The sequence below is a fragment of the Algoriphagus aquatilis genome (assembly GCF_042657405.1).
Classification (GTDB): domain Bacteria; phylum Bacteroidota; class Bacteroidia; order Cytophagales; family Cyclobacteriaceae; genus Algoriphagus; species Algoriphagus aquatilis.
Window position 1 is genome coordinate 1 of the sequence record NZ_JBHSKS010000019.1, and the last position, 23,966, is coordinate 23,966.

The 23,966-nt window shown below is 44.0% G+C and carries 26 protein-coding genes and 1 pseudogene; 20 read left to right on the plus strand and 7 right to left on the minus strand.

Annotated features, from left to right (window positions below; translation table 11 throughout):
- From ACFPIK_RS16710 to ACFPIK_RS16735, 6 genes and pseudogenes are all read left to right on the plus strand, one after another.
- Positions 1 to 118 (plus strand): annotated as a pseudogene (locus tag ACFPIK_RS16710) (IS1595 family transposase); the annotation flags it as partial.
- 419 nt (positions 119 to 537) lie between these two features.
- A complete protein-coding gene (locus tag ACFPIK_RS16715) occupies positions 538 to 2,049 on the plus strand; it encodes a S10 family peptidase (RefSeq protein ID WP_377917351.1) in 1,512 nt (503 codons plus the stop codon).
- A 186-nt stretch (positions 2,050 to 2,235) separates the two neighbouring features.
- On the plus strand, positions 2,236 to 2,454 hold the full coding sequence (locus tag ACFPIK_RS16720) for a DUF433 domain-containing protein (RefSeq protein ID WP_377917353.1): 219 nt from the start codon (positions 2,236 to 2,238) through the stop codon (positions 2,452 to 2,454).
- A gap of 8 nt (positions 2,455 to 2,462) precedes the next feature.
- Positions 2,463 to 2,804, plus strand: a complete 342-nt coding sequence (locus ACFPIK_RS16725) for a DUF5615 family PIN-like protein (protein WP_377917355.1) — start codon at positions 2,463 to 2,465, stop codon at positions 2,802 to 2,804.
- Between the two features lie 55 nt (positions 2,805 to 2,859).
- Positions 2,860 to 3,468 (plus strand): nitroreductase family protein, encoded by a 609-nt coding sequence (locus ACFPIK_RS16730; RefSeq protein ID WP_377917357.1) that lies wholly within the window; start codon positions 2,860 to 2,862, stop codon positions 3,466 to 3,468.
- Between the two features lie 49 nt (positions 3,469 to 3,517).
- Complete coding sequence (locus ACFPIK_RS16735; protein WP_377917359.1) at positions 3,518 to 3,865, plus strand: hypothetical protein; 348 nt, start codon at positions 3,518 to 3,520, stop codon at positions 3,863 to 3,865.
- Between the two features lie 41 nt (positions 3,866 to 3,906).
- On the opposite strand, the gene ACFPIK_RS16740 is transcribed toward ACFPIK_RS16735, so the two are convergent.
- Complete coding sequence (locus tag ACFPIK_RS16740; RefSeq protein ID WP_377917360.1) at positions 3,907 to 4,470, minus strand: LOG family protein; 564 nt, start codon at positions 4,468 to 4,470, stop codon at positions 3,907 to 3,909.
- A 101-nt stretch (positions 4,471 to 4,571) separates the two neighbouring features.
- On the opposite strand from ACFPIK_RS16740, the gene ACFPIK_RS16745 reads away from it, so the two are divergent.
- From ACFPIK_RS16745 to ACFPIK_RS16795, 11 genes are all read left to right on the plus strand, one after another.
- Positions 4,572 to 5,153 carry a non-canonical purine NTP diphosphatase gene (locus ACFPIK_RS16745; protein WP_377917362.1) on the plus strand — a complete coding sequence of 194 codons (582 nt, stop codon included), beginning with the start codon at positions 4,572 to 4,574 and terminating at the stop codon, positions 5,151 to 5,153.
- A gap of 33 nt (positions 5,154 to 5,186) precedes the next feature.
- On the plus strand, positions 5,187 to 5,807 hold the full coding sequence (locus tag ACFPIK_RS16750; RefSeq protein ID WP_377917364.1) for a uridine kinase family protein: 621 nt from the start codon (positions 5,187 to 5,189) through the stop codon (positions 5,805 to 5,807).
- A gap of 55 nt (positions 5,808 to 5,862) precedes the next feature.
- Entirely contained in the window at positions 5,863 to 6,207 is a 345-nt protein-coding gene (locus ACFPIK_RS16755; RefSeq protein ID WP_377917366.1) for a hypothetical protein, read from the plus strand.
- Between the two features lie 92 nt (positions 6,208 to 6,299).
- A complete protein-coding gene (secDF, locus tag ACFPIK_RS16760; protein WP_377917368.1) occupies positions 6,300 to 9,302 on the plus strand; it encodes a protein translocase subunit SecDF in 3,003 nt (1,000 codons plus the stop codon).
- A 116-nt stretch (positions 9,303 to 9,418) separates the two neighbouring features.
- A complete protein-coding gene (locus ACFPIK_RS16765; RefSeq protein ID WP_377917370.1) occupies positions 9,419 to 9,781 on the plus strand; it encodes a molecular chaperone DnaK in 363 nt (120 codons plus the stop codon).
- A gap of 422 nt (positions 9,782 to 10,203) precedes the next feature.
- Positions 10,204 to 10,554, plus strand: a complete 351-nt coding sequence (locus tag ACFPIK_RS16770) for a hypothetical protein (protein ID WP_377917372.1) — start codon at positions 10,204 to 10,206, stop codon at positions 10,552 to 10,554.
- Positions 10,547 to 11,302, plus strand: coding sequence for a sensor histidine kinase (locus tag ACFPIK_RS16775; protein ID WP_377917374.1), 756 nt, complete (start codon positions 10,547 to 10,549; stop codon positions 11,300 to 11,302). The genes ACFPIK_RS16770 and ACFPIK_RS16775 overlap by 8 nt, the downstream gene beginning before the upstream one ends.
- 62 nt (positions 11,303 to 11,364) lie before the next feature.
- A complete protein-coding gene (locus ACFPIK_RS16780) occupies positions 11,365 to 11,991 on the plus strand; it encodes a response regulator (protein ID WP_377917376.1) in 627 nt (208 codons plus the stop codon).
- Between the two features lie 10 nt (positions 11,992 to 12,001).
- A complete protein-coding gene (locus tag ACFPIK_RS16785; protein WP_377917378.1) occupies positions 12,002 to 13,048 on the plus strand; it encodes a Gfo/Idh/MocA family oxidoreductase in 1,047 nt (348 codons plus the stop codon).
- Positions 13,049 to 13,101: 53 nt separating this feature from the next.
- A complete protein-coding gene (locus tag ACFPIK_RS16790; RefSeq protein ID WP_377917380.1) occupies positions 13,102 to 13,539 on the plus strand; it encodes an outer membrane insertion C- signal in 438 nt (145 codons plus the stop codon).
- Between the two features lie 135 nt (positions 13,540 to 13,674).
- Complete coding sequence (locus tag ACFPIK_RS16795) at positions 13,675 to 15,141, plus strand: glycine--tRNA ligase (protein WP_377917382.1); 1,467 nt, start codon at positions 13,675 to 13,677, stop codon at positions 15,139 to 15,141.
- 90 nt (positions 15,142 to 15,231) lie between these two features.
- Here the strand turns inward: ACFPIK_RS16795 and ACFPIK_RS16800 are convergent, their stop codons facing one another.
- From ACFPIK_RS16800 to ACFPIK_RS16810, 3 genes are read right to left on the minus strand one after another with little or no spacing between them, the layout of a single operon-like run.
- On the minus strand, positions 15,232 to 16,071 hold the full coding sequence (locus ACFPIK_RS16800) for a hypothetical protein (RefSeq protein ID WP_377917384.1): 840 nt from the start codon (positions 16,069 to 16,071) through the stop codon (positions 15,232 to 15,234).
- Positions 16,065 to 16,826: a hypothetical protein gene (locus ACFPIK_RS16805; protein ID WP_377917386.1), complete on the minus strand. Its 762-nt coding sequence runs from the start codon at positions 16,824 to 16,826 to the stop codon at positions 16,065 to 16,067. Before ACFPIK_RS16805 ends, ACFPIK_RS16800 begins: the two co-directional genes overlap by 7 nt.
- Positions 16,827 to 16,877: 51 nt before the next feature.
- Complete coding sequence (locus tag ACFPIK_RS16810) at positions 16,878 to 17,366, minus strand: DUF6702 family protein (RefSeq protein ID WP_377917388.1); 489 nt, start codon at positions 17,364 to 17,366, stop codon at positions 16,878 to 16,880.
- 82 nt (positions 17,367 to 17,448) lie between these two features.
- On the opposite strand from ACFPIK_RS16810, the gene ACFPIK_RS16815 reads away from it, so the two are divergent.
- Together ACFPIK_RS16815 and ACFPIK_RS16820 are read left to right on the plus strand one after the other, a co-directional pair.
- Positions 17,449 to 18,027 (plus strand): HupE/UreJ family protein, encoded by a 579-nt coding sequence (locus ACFPIK_RS16815; RefSeq protein ID WP_377917390.1) that lies wholly within the window; start codon positions 17,449 to 17,451, stop codon positions 18,025 to 18,027.
- An 83-nt stretch (positions 18,028 to 18,110) separates the two neighbouring features.
- Complete coding sequence (locus tag ACFPIK_RS16820) at positions 18,111 to 20,441, plus strand: M1 family metallopeptidase (RefSeq protein ID WP_377917453.1); 2,331 nt, start codon at positions 18,111 to 18,113, stop codon at positions 20,439 to 20,441.
- 147 nt (positions 20,442 to 20,588) lie between these two features.
- On the opposite strand, the gene ACFPIK_RS16825 is transcribed toward ACFPIK_RS16820, so the two are convergent.
- Positions 20,589 to 21,002: an OsmC family protein gene (locus ACFPIK_RS16825; RefSeq protein WP_377917392.1), complete on the minus strand. Its 414-nt coding sequence runs from the start codon at positions 21,000 to 21,002 to the stop codon at positions 20,589 to 20,591.
- Positions 21,003 to 21,273: 271 nt separating this feature from the next.
- Here ACFPIK_RS16825 and ACFPIK_RS16830 point away from each other — a divergent pair, with 271 nt between their 5' ends.
- Entirely contained in the window at positions 21,274 to 21,555 is a 282-nt protein-coding gene (locus tag ACFPIK_RS16830; RefSeq protein WP_377917394.1) for a GxxExxY protein, read from the plus strand.
- 102 nt (positions 21,556 to 21,657) lie between these two features.
- Here ACFPIK_RS16830 and ACFPIK_RS16835 read toward each other — a convergent pair whose 3' ends face one another.
- Both ACFPIK_RS16835 and ACFPIK_RS16840 read right to left on the minus strand, forming a co-directional pair.
- Positions 21,658 to 22,782, minus strand: a complete 1,125-nt coding sequence (locus ACFPIK_RS16835; RefSeq protein WP_377917396.1) for a glycosyltransferase — start codon at positions 22,780 to 22,782, stop codon at positions 21,658 to 21,660.
- Positions 22,758 to 23,918 (minus strand): glycosyltransferase family 4 protein, encoded by a 1,161-nt coding sequence (locus ACFPIK_RS16840; RefSeq protein ID WP_377917398.1) that lies wholly within the window; start codon positions 23,916 to 23,918, stop codon positions 22,758 to 22,760. The genes ACFPIK_RS16835 and ACFPIK_RS16840 overlap by 25 nt, the downstream gene beginning before the upstream one ends.
- Positions 23,919 to 23,966: the final 48 nt, after the last annotated feature.

Genomic DNA, 23,966 nt, shown 5'->3' on the forward strand with positions numbered 1-23,966 from the left:
GATGCAGAACTACCTGGATGAGTTTTGCTACAAGCTCAACAGAAGATACTTTGGTCAAAAACTGTTTGACCGACTCATCATTGCTTCGGTTTACCCATACTGGTATGATTGCGGATAATCATATTAAACAATACTTCTCGTGAATTAAGCTGCACGAAATACACAAAGTTGAAATAAGCTAAGCGAAATACAGTTGAAATAGACTTCGCTTTGCTCAGTGAAATAAAAAATCGACATGATCTCAAGTATTTCATCTGTTTATAATTTCTTTTTCATTGGTCAGATGGAATCTCGCATGGATTATAATCCTTCCTCTGTGTGTCACTTGCGTCATGCTCGATTTCATGTGTTTATAATTTGATTTTCATTTGCCACTTAGCCTGTCCCGATTTTTCATCGGGAGAATGCCCTAGATAATTATTTCCCTGTGTGAGAAGCCATTCTCATGGGTATTTCACCCTGATTTATCAGGGTTTATTTCTATGGTATTTCACGAAGTGTATTTCCACTATATTTCAATCGTATTTCAGTCTTAATATGAAAAAATATACTCTTCTTTTAATAGCAGTCCTAATCTCAACTTCTTCCTTTTCCCAAGAAGATAACACTGAATCCAAATGGGTTCCCCGCGATCCAAAGAAATTTGAATCCGTCCACACGGGGACTTTCAATGGCCAAAAAATCACCTACAAAGCGGTCGTCGGGGAGACTTTTCTGAAAAACTCCAAAGGAGAAGTGACGGGAGCACTGTGGTCGACTTCGTATATCCGAGAGGGCGTAGATTCTTCCAAAAGGCCCGTACTTTTCATCTTCAACGGAGGTCCCGGTTCGGCTAGTATTTGGCTGCATGTGGGATTTTTTGGTCCCAAAGTGGTCAAGACCGACTCAGAAGCCAAGAATGATGACGGTGCCGCACCCTATCGGTTTGTGGAAAATACTCAGGCGATTTTGGATCTGACGGATTTGGTATTTATCGATCCGATTGGGACTGGGTTTAGCCAAATAGAAGGTGTGGGCAAGACTTCCGATTTTTGGGGATTGAATGAAGATGCGGAGTCGATCGCGCAGTTTATGCGGACTTGGGTGACGCAACACGGCAGATGGCAAGCCCCAAAGTTTATGGCCGGAGAAAGCTTTGGCACCACCCGCGCAGCCAAAGTGGCTGAAGTCCTGGAAGAAGGTGGCCAAACGATGGCCTTGAATGGGATCATTCTGATTTCTCAAGCCTTAGACTATGCGGGTTCGTCCAGTTGGGCGGATAACCTGACCTCCTTTTTCACCTACCTTCCCTCCCAAGCAGTGACCGCCTGGTATCATGGCAAAGCCGGGAAAGGAAAAACGATTGAAGCTTTTGCCCAAGAGGCGAGAGAATTTGCCTACGGAGCGTATTTGACTTCTCTTTTCCTCGGGGAAAAGCAAACCCAAGCACAGAAAGAAGCCATTGCCGAAAAACTAGCTTACTTCACCGGATTGGACAAGGCGTATATCCTTCGCTCTGATAATCAAATCCTGATGCATCGCTTCAAAAAAGAATTGCTGCGCGAAGAAGGCAAAGCCATCGGGACTTTAGACGGCAGGTATTTGGCTACCGAGACAGACAAGGCTGCTGAAGGACCAGTGTTGGGCGACCCGGCGAGCTACATGACGGGTGCCGCATACACGGCGGTATTCAACGACTACCTGATGCGGGATTTAAAGGTGACGATGGATCGGCCGTATTTCACCTCAGCCGAAGGAATGGGTGGCAGCTGGAACTGGAAGCCTGTGCCGGATGGAGCGTATTGGGAACCGACTTATGTGAGTACGGCGAGGTCTCTGAGCGAAGCCATGCACCGCAATACACGAATGAAAGTGATGGTAGCCAACGGATACTACGATTTGATCACTCCGTTTTTTGATGCGGAATACACCTTTGCACGCCATAATTTTCCTCAGGAACGGATAGAGATGACCTACTACGAGGCAGGTCACATGATGTACAATCGTCAGGAGGATTTTGATGCCTTGGCAAAGGATGTGAGGAAGTTTTTGGAGGGGCTGTTGAAATAAAAACCATGGGGAACACAACCTCCTAAAGGCTGGCCAGAGGCTTCCCAAAAAATGCGTAATCCGGTAGTGATTTGCTTTTAATTCTGGATTTATTTGAGGATGAGTCCTTTCTCAAGGATCCAGACATCGATTAGAAAGCGTCAAAAAAGTCAGCCGAATCAAAAAAACATCCGTAAATTATGCCCTATGAACTACTTGGAATACATCAGTATCGACCCCATCATTCGGTTTGGTAGACCGTGTATCAAAGGAACTCGAATCAGTGTCTCTGACGTGCTAGGCTGGATGGCCTCAGGAATGAGTATGGAAGATATTTTGGCTGACTTTCCAGAATTGACACTGGATCAATTGAAGGCTTGTTTGGCTTTTGCTGCGGATCGAGAGCAGAAATTAAAGTATGCCTAATCAATTCCATGGCATTACTTTTTGATCAGAATATCTCTTTTAGGTTAATCAAAGAAATCCTTCCTCATTTTCCAGAATCTAAACAACTTCGTGAAGCTGGCTTGGAGGGAAAGCATGATCGGGAAATTTGGAAATGGGCAAAACTCAAAGGATACTGTATAGTTACCTTCGATTCCGATTTTGTCGATTTATCGTTACTGTTCGGTTTTCCTCCGAAAGTTATCTGGCTAAGATTGGGAAATTCCTCCACAGATAGAATAGCAAAAATTATAATTAGCAAAAAAGAAGAGATTGAAGATTTTTTAAAAAATGAAGTGGAGGGAATTTTAAAATTAGAATCTGCATTTTAGCATCAGACTCAAACCATCCAAGAGTCGTTAAGAATTGATTAAAATTTAAATCACCATGCAAAAACCCGAATTCAATACCGAAGAGGTTACTAAAATTATTCGTGGACGTCGGTCCATGTTTCCCGCCCAATTCAAAGAAAATGACCCAATCGAGGACTCCATCATCGAGGAAATACTCGAAAACGCTAATTGGGCACCAACGCACAAGCTTACTCAGCCTTGGAGATTTATTGTTTACACCGGCGAAGGCCTGAAGAAGTTTGCGGATTACCAAGCTGAGATGTATAAAATGAGAGCTGAGAAAAACGGTACCAACTTCATCGAAGCCACCTATCAGAAGTTTAAAGAACAGCCATTGAAAGCTTCTCACGTGATCGCCATCTTGATGAAGCGAACCGAAGGATCAGGGATTCCGGTAATGGAGGAAATCTCTGCGGTTGCCATGGCTGTTCAAAACATGTACCTGACTGCCTGCGCTCATGGACTGGCCTGCTATTGGGGTACGGGCGGACCGACATTCTGGGCAGAAGCTCGGGAGGATTTCGGACTCGAAGGCGAAGACATGCTCATGGGCTTTTTCTACGTGGCCAAACCAGCTACGGATAATTGGCCTGCTGGAAAGCGAGAGCCAATTGCGGAAAAAGTGAATTGGGTGAGGGGGTAATTAGCATCTGGGAATGTATTTCTTCGATAATTGAAGGGTAATTTATTCTATGAAAAAATTTTTCAAATCCAGATCTGCACAAGTCTTTAGAGGCCTGTTGATAGTGGTTCTATTTGCAAAACTATCCAACTGGTTTTTAGACTTCACCGATGAAACCAATCAGCTCCTAAACATGATCATGTTTAGCTTGATAGGACTTGCCTATTTATCTTATTCTTGGGCTTTTGACAGGTTTTTTTTAAAAGTAATCTTCTTCATTTGCGGAGGATATTTAATACTGATGAATTTCCTCCCTGATTCGGCTTGGAAATCATCAATCGGGATTATCAGTATCGTTATCCCCATCATCATCGGCAGATTCATCCCAGAAGAAAAACAGGAAGTCCCCAATCCATAATTCATCAAAAAAGGAAGGCTCATCGCCTTCCTTTTTATTTGTTACCAATCCGCCGGTCTTCTTGCTTGATATTCGGCCATTTGATCCAATAGATCCGAGGGGTCATCCGAAATAATCAACATATCCTCCTGCTCAGGATAGAGAAATCCTTCGCCCATGGCATGATTAAGAAAGTCGATCAGCTTGTCATAATACCCATTCACATTATAAAGTGCCAAAGGCTTTTGGATGTAGTGAAGCTGATTGAGCGTCATGATTTCAAAAAGTTCCTCAAGCGTCCCGATCCCTCCTGGCATGGCAATAAATCCATCTCCCCGCTCTGCCATCAGCCACTTGCGATCCCGCATGGTCTCCACGATAATCAGTTCGGTACATCCTTGGTGTGCCACCTCCCGATCCACCAACTTTTGTGGGATAATGCCCAACACTTCTTTGCCAGCAGCGAGCATCTCGTCCGCAATTACCCCCATCAACCCTACCCGGCCAGCACCATAGACTAGGGATAAGTCACGCTTGATCATTTCCTGGGCTAATGCCCTCGAAGCAGTTTCATAAATCGTCGAGTTCCCTTTCTTGGAACCACAATAGACGGTGATCTTTTTCATGGGGGAAATTTAAAAGGAAAATCTCAGCACTTAGCCTGACACATCAAAATGGTTTGGATGCTGACGATTCGCTTTTCATTTTTGTCAAAAACCAATCCTGCATGAAAATCTGCTTTGCCACCAACAACAAAAAGAAAATCGAGGAAGTAAAAGCGGCCCTTGGGCCTGAGTTTGAACTCGTCTCTTTACAAGAAATAGGTTGTGTGGAAGAACTTCCTGAAACAGGAGATACACTGGATCATAACGCCTTCCAAAAAGCACGATATGTCAAAGAGAATTTTGGTGTGGATTGCTTTGCGGATGATACAGGCCTGGAAGTAGACGCTTTGGATGGAGCTCCGGGAGTGTATTCGGGTCGATTCGCAGGAGAACCACGCAGCGATGAGCGGAATATCGACTTGCTTTTGGAGAAAATGGCGGGAAAAACCAATCGAAAGGCTAGGTTCCGCACCGTGATTGCCTTGATTTTGGAGGGAAAAGAATACCAGTTTGAAGGAATTGCTGAGGGCGAAATTCTAATGGAACGGATAGGCGAAAAGGGGTTTGGGTATGATCCTGTTTTTAAGCCAATCGGTTTTGACAAAACCTTTGCACAGCTTTCTTTGGAGGAAAAAAATGAAATTTCCCATCGGGGAAAAGCAGTAAAAGCACTAATCGAATTTCTCAACCATAGAAAATTCTGAGATCACGTTAAAAATGAATTAACTTTGACGCCCATGAAGAAGCCTTTCATCGTCGGGATCACTGGAGGTTCAGCCTCAGGAAAAACATTGTTTTTGGAGCGATTGCTCAGCAGCTTTGATCCAGGGGAAGTTTGTCTGATCTCACAGGACAACTATTACAAGCCTAGGCATCAGCAGCCAGTAGATGCGCAAGGCATTCACAATTTTGATACTCCTTTCAGCATTGATTTTGAGCAATATGCCACTGACATTCGAAAAATCCAGGAGGGAGAGATCGTTTTTCGGGAGGAATATACTTTTAACAACGCTGCAAAAAAGCCTAAAATGTTGACTTTTTCCCCTGCACCGGTGGTGGTGGTGGAGGGAATTTTTGTGTTGTATTATCCGGAATTGGCAGATCTTCTGGATTTGAAAATTTTTATTGATGCCAAAGATCACATCAAACTCAAGCGTCGAATCATCCGGGATAAAGTAGAGCGAGGCTATGATTTGGACGATGTGCTCTATCGCTACGAGATGCATGTGATGCCTACTTACGAAAAATACATCGAACCTTTCAAAAGTGAGTCAGATCTCATTGTTACCAACAACCAAAGCTTTGACCGTGCCCTCGATGTGATCCGTACCTACCTGAGAGCCAAGTCAGGCCAATAGCAAAAAATACCGAGCAAAAAGCTTGAATTTCAAATATTGTCTATATTTGCCGCTCATGAAAAACAGGACAATCTATAGCAACACCTTCCGACAGCGATTCTCCATGCTGATGGCTTTGTTGTTTTGCCTGTTTGTGTCGAGTATCGAATACATTCCTCAGCACGAAGAGGCTGTCAAATCAGAACAGTCTTCCGAAAATCCAGATCAGACTTTTTTAAATGTTGCGGTGGATGCAGTAGTACCCTTTGTACTGCATGTAGCTGACACTGTTCTTTATCTGATTTACCAGATTTTCAGTTTCGAATTCAAAATCCCTACTCATCAGGCGGTATCTGCTTTTTTCTCCAATCAGCTGATTGAGATTCTTTTTGAGCGGATCATTTCCACCAAGGGGCCCTGATCCTTTCACCTTCTCGCGTTTATTTCCCTGTTTGGTTCTTTCCTGAGCCAACCATTCTCTTGTATTTATCAATCAATTAACTAGTTATCCTTATGCAAAACAAAGGTGTCATTGTGTTTTTGACGGTGATTATTACGGCACTTTGCCTGTATTACCTGTCATTCACACTCGTATCCAATGGCGTTCAGCAAAAAGCAACCGAGTATGCTACTGACGCTTCCGGCAATGTTGACTTTGCCAAAAGAAGAGCTTATCTCGACTCTGTCTGGAGACAGCCGGTATACAATTTTCTAGGTGCGGATTTTACCTATCAGGAAGTAAAAGAAACCGAGCTAGGTCTTGGACTTGACCTTCAGGGCGGGATGCACGTGACCTTGGAAGTTTCTCCTGTGGAAATTGTAAAAGGCATCGCGGGCAATCCAAAAGACGAGGCTTTCAACAAATCTGTGGACGAAGCAAGAGAGGAAGCCAAAACCTCCAATGCAAAATTCGTGGATCTTTTCTATGCTTCTTGGCAGCGAAACAATCCCGGTAAAAGCCTAAGCAGCATTTTCGCCACAGCAGCCAACAGAGGTAGAATTTCCCTGGAATCTTCTGATTCGGACATCTTGGCCATCATCGACACGGAAGTAGAAAATGCGATTGATCGTTCCTTCAACATTCTCAGAACGCGTATTGACCGATTCGGTACTTCTCAGCCAAACATTCAGCGAATCGCCGGTTCGGGCAGAATCCAGATCGAACTACCAGGTGCCGACAATCAGGAGCGAGTTCGTAACCTCTTGCAGGGTGTAGCAAAGCTTCAGTTTTGGGAAGTTCTCGAACTCAATGAGTACGGCGGTGCTATCGAAACAATCAACACTACCTGGGTTGCTGATCAAAAAGCATCAAAGTCAACCTCAACTGTTGCGGCCGACAGCACAGCCAGTGACAGTACTGCAGGTGACTCCACAGCAGTAGTTTCTCCTGAAGATTCTCTTAGAAATGCGCTTGAAAAGCAGTTGGAGCAAATCGATCCAACGAATTCAACCGGTACGGTTTCTCCGTTGATTACTTTGATGAAAGCCAATTACGGCTTGGTATACGATGTAAGAGACACGGTAATCATCAACAGAATTCTGAAAAATGAGCGTTACAAGTCTTTCCTTCCAAGAGACCTAAAGCTCCTTTGGGGCGTAAAGCCAACCACCGCTGAAGACGGAACAGAGGTATTGGAGCTGTATGCAATCAAACTAAACAAAGGTTCTGATCAAGCACCTTTGGAAGGTGATGTGGTAACGGATGCCCGTCAGACACTGGATCAGACTTCCCGCCCAGCAGTATCCATGCAAATGAATGCTGAAGGTGCCAGAAAATGGAGAAAACTTACCTCTGAAAATGTAGGCCGAAGAATCGCTGTAGTCTTGGATGACTATGTGTATACTGCACCGATGGTAAATGGTGAAATCCCTAACGGACAATCAGAAATCTCCGGAAATTTCACCCTATTGGAAGCACAAGATTTGGCCAACATCCTAAAGTCGGGTTCACTTCCGGCTCCAACTCAAATCGTGGAAGAGAGCATCATTGGACCTACCCTAGGTAAAGAAGCACAAAGTCAAGGTATCATCTCCATGATCGCTGGTTTGGTATTGGTAGTCTTGTTTATGGCTGCTTATTACAGCAAGGGAGGTTTGGTTGCTATTGCAGCCTTGGTGTTCAACATTTTCTTCATTCTTGGTATCCTTGCCCAGCTTGGTACGGCCTTGACCTTGCCTGGTATCGCGGGTATCGTATTGACCATTGGTATGTCAATTGACGCCAACGTATTGATCTTTGAGCGTATCAAAGAAGAACTTCGAAACGGTGTAGGCTTGATGGCTTCCATTCAGGCAGGTTATAGCAAAGCATTCTCTGCGATTTTGGATGGTAACGTAACGACCTTCTTGACTGGAGCGATTCTTTACGCCTTGGGTCAGGGTCCTGTAAAGGGCTTTGCAATCGTATTGATGATCGGTATTGCTTGCTCGTTCTTCTCTTCTGTGTTTATCACTCGAGTGATTGTATCATGGATGACCAAAAAAGGAGATAAGAGTACGATCAATTTCTCGGCGCCATTTGCAAAAAATGCACTTACTAGCCTGAACATTGACTTCTTGAGCAAGAGAAAGCTTGCCTATACTGTTTCTTCCACCATCATTGTAATTGGTTTGGCCATAGCTGCAATCAATGGGTTGAAGTTTGGTGTCGATTTCACTGGTGGCCGTTCTTATGTAGTAGCTTTCAATGAACCTGTGGTGCCTTCTGACCTGAAAGTAGGTTTGGATGGTGAATTTGACGGGTCAGTAGAGGTAAAAACCTATGGAGCTAGCAATACACTCAAGGTAACCACTTCCTATCTCATCAATGAAGACGACGACGCTTCCAACAAAGAGGTGGAAAGCAAAGTAAAAGAGGGAATTGCTAACGTAACAGGATTTACCTATGTAGAAAATGCCGAGCAAATCGGTGACAAGCAATTCTCCATTACCGGTTCATCCAAAGTAGGAGCAACAGTGGCTGATGACATCAAAGCCTCTTCTGCTGAAGCAATGATTGCTGCCTTGATCGCGATCTTCCTATACATTTTGTTGAGATTCCGTAAGTGGCAGTTCTCCTTGGGATCCATCATTGCATTGGTTCACGATGCATTGTTCGTAATCGCAGCATTTGCTATTGCGAGTGCATTCGGTGCCACATTTGAGATCGATCAGGTGTTTGTTGCTGCGATCTTGACCGTGATCGGTTATTCGATCAACGATACGGTGATCGTATTTGACCGAATCCGTGAGAACCTAGAAAACCGCGGGACTGGCAAGTTGACCAAAGTATTCAACGACTCTATCAATCAGACTTTGGGCCGTACCTTAATCACCTCATTTACCACCTTGATCGTAGTGATTGTATTGCTCTTCTTTGGTGGTGAAGTATTGAGAGGCTTCTCTTTTGCCTTGTTTGTAGGTATTACCGTAGGTACCTTCTCCTCTATTTACATCGCTACGCCTGTGGTAGTAGACTTGATGAAGAAAGAGTTGGAAAATGAACCTGCTCAAAAAGAAGTCAAAAAAGGAGCTTAATTTCTAAAATCGATCAGTTTATAGGAGTGGGAGAAATCTCACTCCTTTTTTTGTCCTGTTTTGTATAAATCCAGTATCTTTTGGTCATCAAACAAACAAACTTTTATCAACAAACTATGAAAATCAGCAAAGCAGACTTCGAACAGATGAAGGGGAAGTATGATCAGGAAGTAAAAAAGGGGAAACCTGCAAAAGACAAGAAAGGTGATGTAACTAATCAAACAGACTGGATATTTTTTGATCGAAGCACCTTGGAAGAGATTCTGGCTGATTCAAATGCAACTGGAATCAAATTCTATTTCACCGAATACACTGAAGCAACTGCCAAAGCTTTTTATCCAGAAAATCCAGATCAGTATGTTGGCAGAATAAACCTAGTCATGACTGCCTCAGGCGATGGACAAGGTGATATCTTAGATGCAAGCGGTGATCCCAGCTATTTCAACAAGGGGCAAATGTGTCCACCGCATTGCCAATAATTAGTTGAATTACTGTGCTTAGCGAATTGAAGAACATCATTTTTGGAGGTCCCTATTTTCTTTCAATTAACACAATTGGATTTTTAGGGATCTTTTTTTTTCTGATTTTACCCTTTTCGAAAAAAATAAAGACAGAAAACTATCTGCCTTTCTTACTACTGATTTTAGTAATCTCATACGAGGACTTTGCCCGTTATTTAACAGTCGATAAGGCCCTAAATCAAAAAATTCACGAATGGCTGTTCGATGTTCCTTTTCAGGGATGGAATGTTTGGGCTTACAATCTGTTTTATGGACAGATTTCTAAATTTCTCTTTCTATTTATCATTTTAAATCAAGTCCAAAATCAACGACTTCGTAATGCTATCCATGGAATCTGGAGCTTCTTTTTGCTATTCTGTATCCTACTCCAATTACTTGAATTGGAACCACTTTATGGGCTCCAACCGATAATTGGAGGTACTGGAAATGCTTGTATCATCATCGCCTGTTGCCTTTTTTTCGTAGATCTGATCACCTCAGATTTTTACTTGGAAAAGGACCCACTGGTACTTTGGCAGTTTTGGTTTGCCACCTTGACCCTTTTTCAGACCAGTCTTGTATTTCTTTCAGAAGTGTCATACGAATACCTAATATTTAGTAATACCTCCTTGTATAATTCATTGGTATATATTTCTCAGTTTTTGTACACCTCCACCATGGGTTTAATTGTCGCTAAATTCATCTCTGAATTGATGCTTAAATCAGCTAAAAAAATCAGACAAAATGCTTGAACAAGGAGATCAAATTGGCTTTTTGATCGTATCAGGCACATTTTTGACGGCAATGATGGGGACGTTCATCGTAGCCATGGTCGTGCTCCACCGTCAGCGACAAGTCCAGAACCGTCAGAAAATCGACAACTTAAAATCGGAGTACGAAAAGACTCTTCTCAACATCGAAAATGAAATCCAGCAGGAAACCCTGACCCAGGTCGGAAGAGAACTCCACGACAACATCGGGCAGCTGCTTTCTTTGGCCAAACTCAATCTCAATTCAGCCAAGCCTGAAAAACAGGCAGAAGGAAAAGAATTCATCAACCAAATCATCAAAGAGGTACGTGCGCTTTCCAAAACATTAAATCTGGATTGGGTAGAAGAAATTAGCATGGATGATTTCATCAGGCAACAATTGCATCGAATCGAATCCACAGGATATTGCCAAACTCTATTTGATTCGGATCAGTCCTTCAATGAACTTTCAAAAGACAGTAAGCTGGTCATGATCCGTGTGATTCAGGAATGCCTCAATAATGCCATCAAGCATGCCTCTCCCGATCAGATACAAATCAAGATTTACAAAGAAGACTCCCTCAGAAAAATTGATATTATAGATAATGGACGGGGATTTGATACTTCTATCCAATCAAGGGGAAGTGGCATGACCAATCTCAAAAAACGAATGGAAACCATTGGTGGCTCTATTCTCTTGTCATCCGTACCCGGAAAAGGAACACACATCACATTGAGTTTGGCTTTTTAGTTTCCGATGCCTACTTTCATCGTAATTCTTGATTCTGTAAATAACACCAATCTCACCCTGACATGATCCGAGTAGCGCTGGCCGATGACCACAAGCTTTTTGTTAAAGGATTGGAGGGCCTCATTGAGGAAAATCCCGGGTTTAAGGTTCAGGGAGTTTATCCCAACGGCAAAGAACTTTTGGAGTGCTTGGAAACACTGGAAGTGGATGTGATCCTTACAGATCTTAACATGCCCATCATCGACGGCTTTGGTGTGCTCAAACATGCTAAAAAGCATTATCCGGACATCAAGGTAATCGTGCTTTCGATGTATGATGATGAAAAGATTTTTAAAGAAACAATGAAACTTGGTGCTGACGCATTTTTACTCAAGGATGCAGATCCCGATGAATTGATTTTCACCATCAATGAAGTGTTTGAGGGCAGGTATGTGAAGAATTTTGAGCGGGTCATTCAGCAATCAAACCAAGCACCGTTTTTTGATGCATTCAGAGAAAAATACAGGCTCTCCAGAAGGGAAGCCCAGATTCTCAAAATGATCAGTGAAGGAATGCCAAACAAGGAAATAGCTGATTCTCTTTCCTTGAGTGTGCAGACGATCGAGACTCACCGAAAAAACATCAACCAAAAACTCCAAGTCAGTTCATTGATGGACCTTATCAACAAGGTCAACGAAATGAATCTGTAAATTAATCCCCATGAAGAAGCCTATCAAAACCGCCCTGATCGGCTATGGATCCGTGGCAGAAAAAATGCATGCCCCACTCATCGAGGTCTGTCCTGATTTGGATTTTGTCGCTGTAGTTGAACGAAACGGAACAAGATGTGAAGAAAAATACCCTCATGTAACCACCTTCAAGAGCCTCGAAGAGCTCCTCCAAGCTGATGTGGCTGATCTCATCTGTATTACGACTCCCAATGAATTTCATTTCCCAATGGCCAAGCAGTGTCTACTGGCAGGAAAACATGTCGTCGTGGACAAACCGGTGACTGTGCACTCTTGGGAGGCGGAGGAGCTTCAGAAAATTGCTTCAGAAAAGGGATTGATATGCAGCGTCTTCCATAATCGTCGATACGATGGAGACATTCGGACAGTACAAAAATTGGTGGCCGAAAACACCCTGGGAAGACTGGTCTACCTGGAGTCGCATTTTGATCGCTTCAGACCTCAAGTCTCAGAAAACTGGAGGGAAAAAGAAGTTCCCGGAAATGGAATCACCTACGACTTGGGCGTCCACTTGATCGATCAGATTGTATTGCTCTTTGGAGCTCCGGAAAGCATTTTCGCAGACATCCAAAAGCAGCGAACTAATGCTGTTTCGGATGATTACTTTGATATTTCACTTTTTTACCCCAGCTTCAAAGCAAGAGTGACAGCAGGAGTTCTGGTCAATGTGGCCACACCAAAATTTCTCCTTTTGGGAGAAAAAGGAAGTTACCAGAAGTTTTTCCTGGACGTACAAGAGCAGGCCTTCAAAGACGGCAGAAAGCCGGAAGGCGCAGATTGGGGAGTGGATCCGGAGGAGCGATGGGGAAAACTTTATCTAGAAAATGAAACTCGCCCATTGCCTACAGAAAATGGGGACTACCGGATCTTTTACCAAAATGTGGCAGATGCAATCCATCAAAAAACTCCTCTTCAGGTGACTTTACCTCAGACGATTAGGGTGCTCAAACTGATAGAAGCGTCATTTCGCTCGGCAAAAAAGGGCCGTAAAATCCAGCAGCAGGAAGGAGCTTGGTGATCAAATTGGCTTGGACTTTGCCAATAGGTGAGTTCAAACCAACTTTGTTTACCATGAAAAAACTGCTTTTCGCGTCCCTCTTTTTCTTGGGACTCATTCACGTCTCCACCGCTCAAGTCAGCGTGGGGATCAACCTTCAGAACACCCGCAATTTCATCACAGTAGGCACAAATCCGGACAAAGAATTTTTCTTTGACGGACGTCTGGGATTGGGTAGAGAAATCGGTCTGGAGCTCGTAGGGGCTTACAATTTTGTCCAAAAAAGCAATGCCAATGCCTACGTTGGATTGGGCTTGGGTCTCTTTGATCATTACCATCCCCGCAAGGACAGGTATTACGATGAGACTTACTTTGCCATTCCTTTTGGAGCCTTGATCAAGCCTTTTGACAATAAGAATTTTGGAATCCTGATCGAAGCCGCCCCGATCTTTTATGACGACTATGGAAGCTATCTCCGTGGTGGGATCGGGTTTAAGTACACCTTTAGGTAACCCAAACGGATTCTCAAGAAAGGCCACAAAACAATGGATTTTGTGGCTTTTTTTTGTCTAAAATTCAATAAAATACCTTTTTCGTTTCTATTGCTTCACTCTTGAAATCAATTTGTTTCCTTAATTTTGCGTCCTATGGCAAAGACAGAAACTCCCGGCGAAAACGCCCAATTGAAAGATATTATTTCCCATGCCAAAGAGTATGGTTTTGTATACCCTAGCTCTGAGATCTACGACGGCCTGCAGGCAGTATATGACTATGGAGCTTATGGCGTCGAACTGAAAAACAACCTCAAGCGCCTGTGGTGGGAAACCATGACCCGCGTATCTGACAACATCGTCGGCATCGATGCGGCGATTTTTATGCATCCGACTACTTGGAAAGCTTCCGGTCACGTGGACTCTTTCAATGATCCCATGATCGATAACAAGGACAGCAAAAAGCGTTACCGTGCTGACGTCCTCGTCGAAGAGCATGCTGCCAAGTTGGAAAATGAAGGACAAGTCGAAAAAGCCAAGTCTCTGACAGCTGCCCTGGCTAGACTCTTGGAAGCGGAAGACTTAGCTGGAGTGCGTGACCTGATCACCAATGAGGGTATCAAATGCCCGATCTCCGGCACGTCCAATTGGACCGATGTACGTCAGTTCAACCTGATGTTTTCTACTCAAGTGGGTTCGGTAGCGGAAGATTCCTCAACTATTTACCTGCGACCTGAGACTGCCCAGGGGATTTTTGTGAACTTCCTCAATGTGCAAAAGACGGTACGAATGAAAGTTCCTTTTGGCATCGCCCAGATCGGAAAAGCCTTCAGAAACGAGATCGTAGCCCGTCAGTTCATCTTCCGTATGCGTGAATTCGAGCAGATGGAAATGCAGTTCTTCGTACGCCCTGGCACGGAACTCGACTGGTATCAGAAGTGGGCCGATACCCGCATGAGATGGCATTTGGCCTTGGGTACGCCTGCAGCAAAACTCCGCAAGCACGACCACCAGAAGCTTGCCCACTATGCCAATGCCGCCATGGACATCGAATTTGAGTTCCCGTTTGGATTCAAAGAAGTGGAAGGTATCCACTCCCGAACTGATTTCGACTTGAAATCGCACCAAGAATACTCCAAGAAAAAGCAGCAGTACTTTGATCCGGAGATCAACCAAAACTACATCCCGTATGTGATCGAGACTTCGATCGGAGCAGATCGCTTGTTCTTGTTGACGCTTTGCAATGCGTTCGCCGAAGAGAAAACCGAGGAGAAAAGCAGAACCTACCTGAAGTTCCATCCGGCCATCGCACCGGTGAAGGCAGCTATCCTTCCGATCATTAAGAAAGACGGACTTCCAGAGAAAGCTCAGGAAATCGTAGATGCCCTGAAGTATGACTTCAACATTATTTACGAAGATTCCGGATCTATCGGAAAGCGCTACACCCGTCAGGACTTGATTGGAACTCCGTTCTGTATCGCTGTGGATCATCAGACTTTGGAAGACAATACCGTCACCATCCGTCATCGGGACACCACCGAACAGGAACGTGTAGCAATCTCTGAGCTTCATGGACGAATCGCTGAGGCGACGAGCTTCAAAAGGATTTTTGAGAAGATTTGATTTCGGATTTTTGATTTCGGAATTCGGATTTAAAAAAGCCGTCAGAATTGAGTTTCTGGCGGCTTTTCTATTGGGTAAATTAAATGGGTTTCACCACTTAAAAATCAAACTGGAACCAAGATTCCAAGTTCTAAGATTCACAGAATCATCGATAATTACTTCCAAGCTTCTAGGAGCGTATGAGATTTTTTGTTCGAATGGAAAATTTCCATGGATATAATCCAGATCAATACTCCAAAGAACCTGTGGACCTAGAATAAGCCGAACTGATACACCTCCATGGATTAGGAAAGCAGATGAGTTGTTTTTGAGAGGTTGGTGGACAAACTTGGAAGGAGCTCGAGTCGGAACAATTACTTCATAATCCAAATTACTTAAAATGCCATAACCTAAGCCTTGCTTCCAAGAGAAACTAAGTTTTTTATCCAAACCAAGCGTATAGCTATACCCGACTAGAAGATGGTGGATTTGATAATCCTTGTGGATAAATCGAAAAGTGGTTCCATCAAACTCAAACGGAAAAATTGAATTATCTGAACCTCCATTAGTAATTGGAAGAGAAGTCACCGGCAAAAGTGGTGTTGATCTTTGATCTTTTAATAGCTTAGCAAAGCCAGATGGATCAAATCCATTATTGGAATATCGATAAGCCGACCAAAAACCCAAACCTTTCAACATTCGATAGTTAACTCCCACTTGGTAGTAGTTTCCAGATTTTGCTGCGGCATTACCTCGTTTTTGTAACTGATCATAGTATAAAAAACCTACTTGAAATGGGGGCTGTCCCCAATCCGAAACGTTTTTTTTATAAGGCCCAATAGCAGAACTGAAACCTGCCGAAAATGACATTTCCCATCGGCTTGGAATAGTGTCCTGAGAAAAAGCAGGAAAGGCAGCTAGCAAAAAAAGAAGTGCAACGAATCTTACCATGTGTAGGAGATTTGGAAACCTGCATTTAGTGTACGGTAGTTCACTTCATCATTGAAATAAGTGTAGTTGGATCCTCCGGGAATCAGACGAAGCACATACCGGTAATTAAAATCTGCCCGCTGATAACTGATCTTTCCTCCAATTCGCAGTCCTTTAATCAATTCAAAGGACAAAGTCGAAACCAACCCTGCTACCAATCCATTGATCGGTTCTTTGGAATTATCATTGGCAAAATTGAATGGATCATAGAAATAGCGATAATCAGGATAGTCTAGCCTTCCAGGACCCGCCAAAAGCCCGAAATTTCCCTGCCATTTATTTTTTTCCCAAACATAACTTACCTCGGAAAGAACCGATTTTAGATTATAATCCGAATGAACCAAAAACTGCTCTCGTTCTACTGGTTGGGGAAGTCCATTTCGAATTGTTGACCCCAGCTGTTCAATAGGAAGTGTGTGTTGACTATTTTGGTAAATCAGAGAAATTTTCAAGGGATAAGAGGTTTGAAAACCAATTCCAAAACTCATTTGGCTCCCAGGTCTTGCATAGCCGTTTCCAAACTTTTGGATACCCAAATACCTCGGATTCGAAGACGTGGTATTATCAAAAATGCCAGCATAGTTTGCTTTTGCATAGCTACCTACAGGAAAAGAGGCACCGTATTGGGCTTGCAATTCTAGAGAATTCCAGAATTTACTCTGAGCCTGTAAAAATGTAGAAAGCCCCAAAAGCCAAAAAAACAAAAACCATCTCATATACTTTGAATTTCCTAAAGCTAGTAAAATAAAGTACTTAGTTTAACTAGTTTAAAACTCAATCTTCCCCTTTTCTTTTCCCTCACCTAGCAAGAGACTGCGGGGAGATTTGGACTGGGAATAGACGTGGACGATATTTTGCTGACCGTCAAAGTCTTTCAATAAGATGGAGCTTTGAACTTCGACGCTTTTTGGCATTTCCGCCACGGATGACTCCAAGTAAAACCAAGCCGCGTCCTCTTCCACCTCATAGCCCAGGTAGGTCAGTGTCACCGATTTTCCATTGACCCACACCTGATTGTGCTTGAGCAAGTAGGTTTTGACTTGGTTCTCCAGTTTGGCTTTATCCTTGGGCTTTAGGAAATCTACTTTTTCTTTAAACTCACTAGCCAAGGCGACCTCCAAGTCATCCCAAAAGATCTTCTGGGCAATCTCCATTTTCTTGCTTTGAGGATTGTAGCGCATTTCGGTCAGGGAGATAAAAAAGGGATGAAGCAAGGTCATCCAAGCGGCCATCACGAAAATGTAAACATGTTGCATTTAGGGGAGAGATTTAGACTTTTGTGAGAATTATCCTGTATTATTGCTCGCAAATTAACTCTTTTAGAGGCATCACCCGAACATGAATTCATTTGAACTCTACTTCAAACTGGGACTTCAGCACATTCTGGATATCAACGGTTTTGATCACATCCTGTTTGTACTCGCCCTTTGTGCCGTATATGTGGCAAGAGACTGGGCCAAAATCCTAATTCTGGTCACGGCTTTTACCATTGGTCATTCCCTGACGCTGGCATTGGCCACGTTCAATATCATTCAGGTACGCTCTGATGTAATTGAGTTTCTGATTCCGGTCACGATTGCAATCACAGCATTGGTTACCATTTTCAAGCCAAAACCAAGTTCGGGCAAGGGTGTTCAGTTGAATTACTTTTTTGCTTCCTTCTTTGGATTGATTCACGGTCTTGGCTTTTCCAATTACCTCAAGGAGCTATTGGGAAAAGAAGTGGCCATTTTCCAACCACTCTTGGCTTTCAACATTGGCCTCGAAGTAGGTCAAATCGTCATTGTAGCAGCATTTCTACTGCTTACCTCTCTCCTCAGCCTGGCAGGGGTCAATCGAAAAGAGTGGACGCTGATCGTTTCAGCGTTCGTCTTGGGGGTCGCTTGCATGCTCCTATTGGAAACCAAATTTTGGTAAAAAATCACCGTCAAAAACAGAATACTTTTCTGTTTGGCAAACAGATAGTTAATTAGGATTGGATTAGAACCCGAATGGATATGATGAAAAAATTACTTGCAATTGCAGCTTTAGGTCTAGCAGGAATTTCGCCTGCACTTGCTCAGCACACCGAGCAAAACCATGCGGTTAGATTTGAGCAGCTGGGCACTATGCTCCGCACACCCAATGTGTACCGCACTGCCTCCGGAGCTCCGGGCCATATGTACTGGCAGCAGCAGGCCAACTATGTGATCGATGTCGAGCTAAACGACGACAATCAGTCCATCAAAGGCAAGGAGACTGTCACTTACATCAACAACTCACCCGATCAGCTGACCTACCTATGGGTGCAATTGGATCAAAACAACCGAAGTAAAGATTCTGACACCCCAAAAACTACCGAATCCAGCATCAATCCCCGCATGAGCTTGCGTCAGTTGGAGGGAATTCTATGGCATTCGGAAGACTACGATCTGAAAATCCTTTCCATCAAAGACGCTTCCGGCAAGCCTCTCAACGTCGCCATCAACAAAACGATGATGCGGGTGGATCTTCCTCAACCCTTGAAAGCTGGGGAAACCTTTTCATTCTCCATCGACTGGAGCTTCAATATCCACGATCGGGTAGGCTTTATCGGTGGTCGCCCGGGTTATGAGTTTTTCCCGAAAGACGGCAATTACCTCTACACCATGGCAGAATGGTTCCCAAGAATGGCTGTGTACTCTGACTTCGAAGGCTGGCAAAACAAGCAGTTCCTCGGAGCAGGTGAATTTGCCTTGACTTTTGGTAATTACGAAGTACGCATCACTGTGCCTGCTGACCACATGGTCGGTGCGACCGGAGTTCTTCAAAATCCTGAGGAAGTACTTTCAGCTACCGAATTGCAGCGTTGGAATACGGCCAAAAAGACTTACGACAAACCGGTCATTATCCGTACCCAAGCTGAAGCGGAAGCACTTGAAAAGAAAAAAGCCACCGGCAAAAAGACGTGGATCTTCAAAGCTGAAAACGTACGTGACTTTGCCTGGACTTCTTCCCGTAAGTTTATCTGGGATGCCATGGCAGTGAAGCAAGGCGGAAAAGACGTGATGGCTATGTCTTACTATGCTAAGGAAGCCAACCCGCTTTGGGAGCAATATTCAACCCGAGTCGTAGCTCACACCATTAAATCTTACTCTTCGCACACCTTTGACTACCCTTATCCTACTGCCATCTCTGTGGAGGCAAGCAACGGGATGGAGTATCCGATGATCTGCTTCAACTATGGTCGTCCGGATGCAGATGGTACCTACTCTGATGCGATCAAGTACGGCATGATCTCCGTGATCATCCACGAGGTGGGACACAACTTCTTTCCGATGATCGTTAACTCTGACGAGCGTCAGTGGACTTGGATGGACGAGGGATTGAATACCTTCATGCAATTCATGGCAGAGCAGGAATGGGATAGAAACTATCCTTCCCGTAGAGGTCCCGCACATAAGATTGTGCCTTACATGGCTAGTGAAAAAAACCTACTGGAGCCGATCATGACCAACTCCGAAAATATCATCCAGTTTGGACCAAATGCCTATGCCAAGCCGGCCACTGCCCTGAATATCCTCCGCGAGACGGTAATGGGTCGTGACCTGTTTGACTTTGCCTTTAGAGAGTATTCCAGAAGATGGATGTTTAAGCATCCGACCCCTGACGACTTGTTCCGCACCTTGGAAGATGCCTCTGCGGTAGATTTGGACTGGTTCTGGAGAGGCTGGTTCTACGGGACAGACCCGGTAGATATTTCCCTCGAAGATGTGAAGTGGTACAAACTGGACAACCGCACTCCGGCACAGAAAAAGGCAGATGCGAAAAACGCCTTTGACCGTGAGGAGAGCTATGTTTCAAAGGAATTTAACAAGACGGATGTAGAGCGTACTGTCGTGGAGGCTGATCCGGCTACTCGCGATTTCTACAACAGCTACAATCCATTCACGGTGACTCCGGAAGATGAAACGGCCTACAAAAACTTCCTTGGAAGTCTAACTGAAAAAGAAAAAACACTCCTCAACAGCAACATGAACTTCTACGAGATGACCTTCAAAAACGTAGGAGGTCTCGTGATGCCGTTGATCATCGAGTTCCACTATGCTGATGGTACTTCTGAGATTGAGCGCATCCCTGCTGAGATCTGGAGAAAGAATGAATCTCAGGTGACCAAGGTATTTGCAAAGCAAAAAGAAGTGGTACGCTTTGTCCTCGATCCAAAAAGGGAAACAGCTGACATCGACGAAAGCAGCAACTACTGGCCAAGACAATATCAGCCGACTCGATTTGAACTCTTCAAAGGAGGAGGCGGAGTAAGAGGTGCTTCTATGGGAGACAATCCGATGAAGAAAGCTCAGAATAAAAAATAAGACAAATCCCGGGGAGTGATCTCCGGGATTTTTTGCTTTAAGAATTGGGGAATTTTAAAGGCAAAAAAACTCTCCTGAAAGACAGAACTTTCGGAGAGTTGATAAAGATTTGACCTAGGTGTAGAAAGAAAATCTCCTTTTTTTTGATTAGGCGTTCAACGTGTATTCCACACTGATTTCCATATTCAATGCTCTGGAGATCGGGCAGTTTTTCTCAGCATCTTTGACGAGTTCTGCAAATTGCTCTTCGGAGATACCCTCCACAGTTGCTTTCAATACAAGGTGAGATCTTTTCAACGTGCCTTCTTCGAAAGTGATTTGAGAAGTCACGTTCAATTCTTGGGGAGGGAAATTAGCTCCGCTGAGGTTGAAGCTAAGCTTCATAGCAAAGCAACCGGCATGCGCTGCTGCGATGAGTTCTTCAGGATTGGTACCCACACCGTCTTCAAATCGGGTGTTGAATGAGTATTGGGTTTGGTTAAGAACGGTGGAGTCAGTGGTCAAGCGACCTTTGCCTTCTTTGCCGCTGCCATTCCATACGGCTGTTGCTTTTCTGATCATGGGATTAAAGAGTTTTTATGGTGAAAAGATAATGCATAAAGGAAATTTGAGAGGTGAAAGTTTCAAGGTTTCTTGTTTCCCACAGATCTTCACGGATAAAATCACGGATTGACACAGATCACCAATAACCTATCAGTGAAAATCTGTGGGAACTATTTTTTAACTTAAGGTCATGCACGAAAATGAAATTACCTTTTTAATCCGTGGTGCAATTTTTAAAGTCTACAATACCCTCGGTCCGGGACTTTTGGAATCTAGCTAAGAAGCAGCTTTGGGATATGAATTAGTCAAATCTGGGCTGATAATTGAGCATCAAGTCGGTCTACCCATGATTTATGAAGAACTGAAACTAGATGTTGGATATCGATTGGACTTACTGGTAGAGAAAAAAGTAATTGTGGAGATCAAATCGGTTGAACTTTTGCAAAATGTGCACCATCTGCAAATAATGACCTATCTGAGGCTGGCTAAGTTGAAAGTAGGTTTATTAGTTAATTTCAATACCGATAACCTGCCAAAAAATATTATCCGAAAGATTAATGGATATCTATAAAGTTTCCCACAGATCTTCACGGATAAAATCACGGATTGACACAGATCACTAGTAACCTATCAGTGAAAATCTGTGAGACAAATCTGTGAGAATCTGTGGGAACTATTTTCTTGCTAATTTTTCAAACACCTCCAAATACCGCTCCGTCACGTAATCCCAATTGTATTTCTGGGTCAATCCAGCTCGGGCGGTTTGACGAAGATGACCGAGTGATTCAGGCTCAAGCTCTGCTCTCTCCACGATCTCTTTGACCGATTCCGGCCTTTTCTCAAAGTACCATCCATGCTTCCCGTTTTGCAACATCTCTTGATTGAATGGAGTATTCAAAGCCAATATTGCACATCCATATCCCATTGCCTTGAGCATCGCCGGATTGGTACCACCAAACTCATGTCCATGGAAGTAGGCATAGCCATGTGAATACAAAGCTGCCAGTTCGTTTGGATCAGTGACGTAACCGGTAAATAGCAACCGTGGATCCTGGATATTCTTCAACCGATTAGCCCAAGCATCATCATAAGGTACATCGCCTACGACGACCAATTTTTTTTGCGAAGCAGATTTCAAAAATCCTTCGATGATCAAATCCGCATTGTTATCAGGCACCAATCGGCCCACAATCAAGTAGTAATCTCGGCTTTCCAGATTCCAACGCTGGATGGGACCTGCATCCACACTTTCCCGGGGATTAGCACCATAAGCAATGACCTCGGAGTCTTTCTTGAAAAGCTCCAAGTACACCCTTCGCATTTCGTCAGAGTCATTGATCACCTGATCGTAAAATTTGGTAGCCATCTTCGAAGCCCAAAAGAAATACTTGGCGCCTAACCCTTTCCACTTCGGTCTCAGCCACTCCAGTCCATCCACATTGATAGCGGTAGGTTTGCCAAAAATTCGTGTAATTATTCCAAAAGGGCCATTGCCACTGTTCACCACGAAAATCACATCCACATCCGAAAAACAGGCATGGAGCATGGAAAAGAATGTGTGGGTAAGCTGGGTAAGGCTCTTAGACTCTATTGCAGGTGTGTAGATGCACTCAATCCCATTCACAAATCGCGGTCGGTCTTTGAACAATGCCCGATGATTGTACACTCGCACATGTACACCCTTGGCCACGAGTCGCTCTCCAAGTTCCTTGATCATCGTGTCGTAGCCCCCATAGACATAAGGATAGCCCTTGGCCCCCATGATGGCAACTTTCAATTTTCTCTCAGGTGCTGCCATAGGTGGTTGATGATTTTTTTCTCAAAAGCTTCCAAACTATAGGTATTCAATACACGGGTTCTGCCTGATTCCCCCAATTGCTCACGCAAATCAGGGTCTTGGATTAGTTGTTCCAAAGCGACCTTCCCTTCCTCTACATTTCCAATTGGAATCAAGAACCCGGTTTCGCCATTGACGACCATCTCCGACGCACCTCCAGACCGAGTGGCGACGACGGGTTTCCCAGCAGCCATTGCCTCTAAAATTACTGTTGGGAAAGAATCCGGCATCACAGAAGGCAATACAAAGACATCCAAGGAAACCATGACCTCCGGAATATCCTCTCTAAAACCCAAGTAACTCACTTTGGTCTCTAATTTCTTGTCTCTAATCTCTCTCTTCACCTCCTCCAAAATGGGCTCATATCCCGGAAACGGATCTCCCACCAATACAAAATGGGCCTCAGGAAATGACTTGCATAAGCTGTCTGCCAGTTCGATAAAAAACAACTGTCCCTTACCCGGATTGATCCTGCCAATCATGCCGATGAGCACGCTGGATTCGGAAAGTCCAAGTTCTTGCTTGAGCGTTGGGTTTGCTTTTAAAAATGATTCATAAGGAATCCCATTGTATATCACCTGAACCTTTGACTTTTTCAAAAATGGTTGCCAATGATCTGCAACCGCCTGGGAAACCGCTATTGGCATCGGAGTGGATTTATCCAACAAACCTGCCAGCCAACTCACCAATAGCCGTGGACCGAGGAGAATCTCATGGATGTGCCAAATGTGTGGAAGTCCCTTTCGCCTCGCCCAATATGCTCCAACTACTACTGCCAAGGTATTGGAGTACACCAGTTCAAATCCATATTTCTCATGGAGATGGTTGAGGAATCGATATGCTTTCAGATTTTTAATCAGTCTATTGAGTAATCCACTGGGGCTAACATATTTTCTTCGCAGGATTCCCAGGTTTTGGATGTAAAAAGGAATACCCAATTCCCCTAAGTCTCTTTGAATCGCTCCTTCATTGGTTAGGACGACCACAGGGGAAAAGCCCTGATTTTGGTAAAAGCGGAGGACTTGCAAGATTATTTTACCCGACCCGTAGCCCTCGGAGGAGCTTTGCAGAAAAAGGATATGTCGGGTTTTGGTCATGGTGCAAAAATATACTCCTTATTTCAGATCTGTTGCTTGTTTACCCTT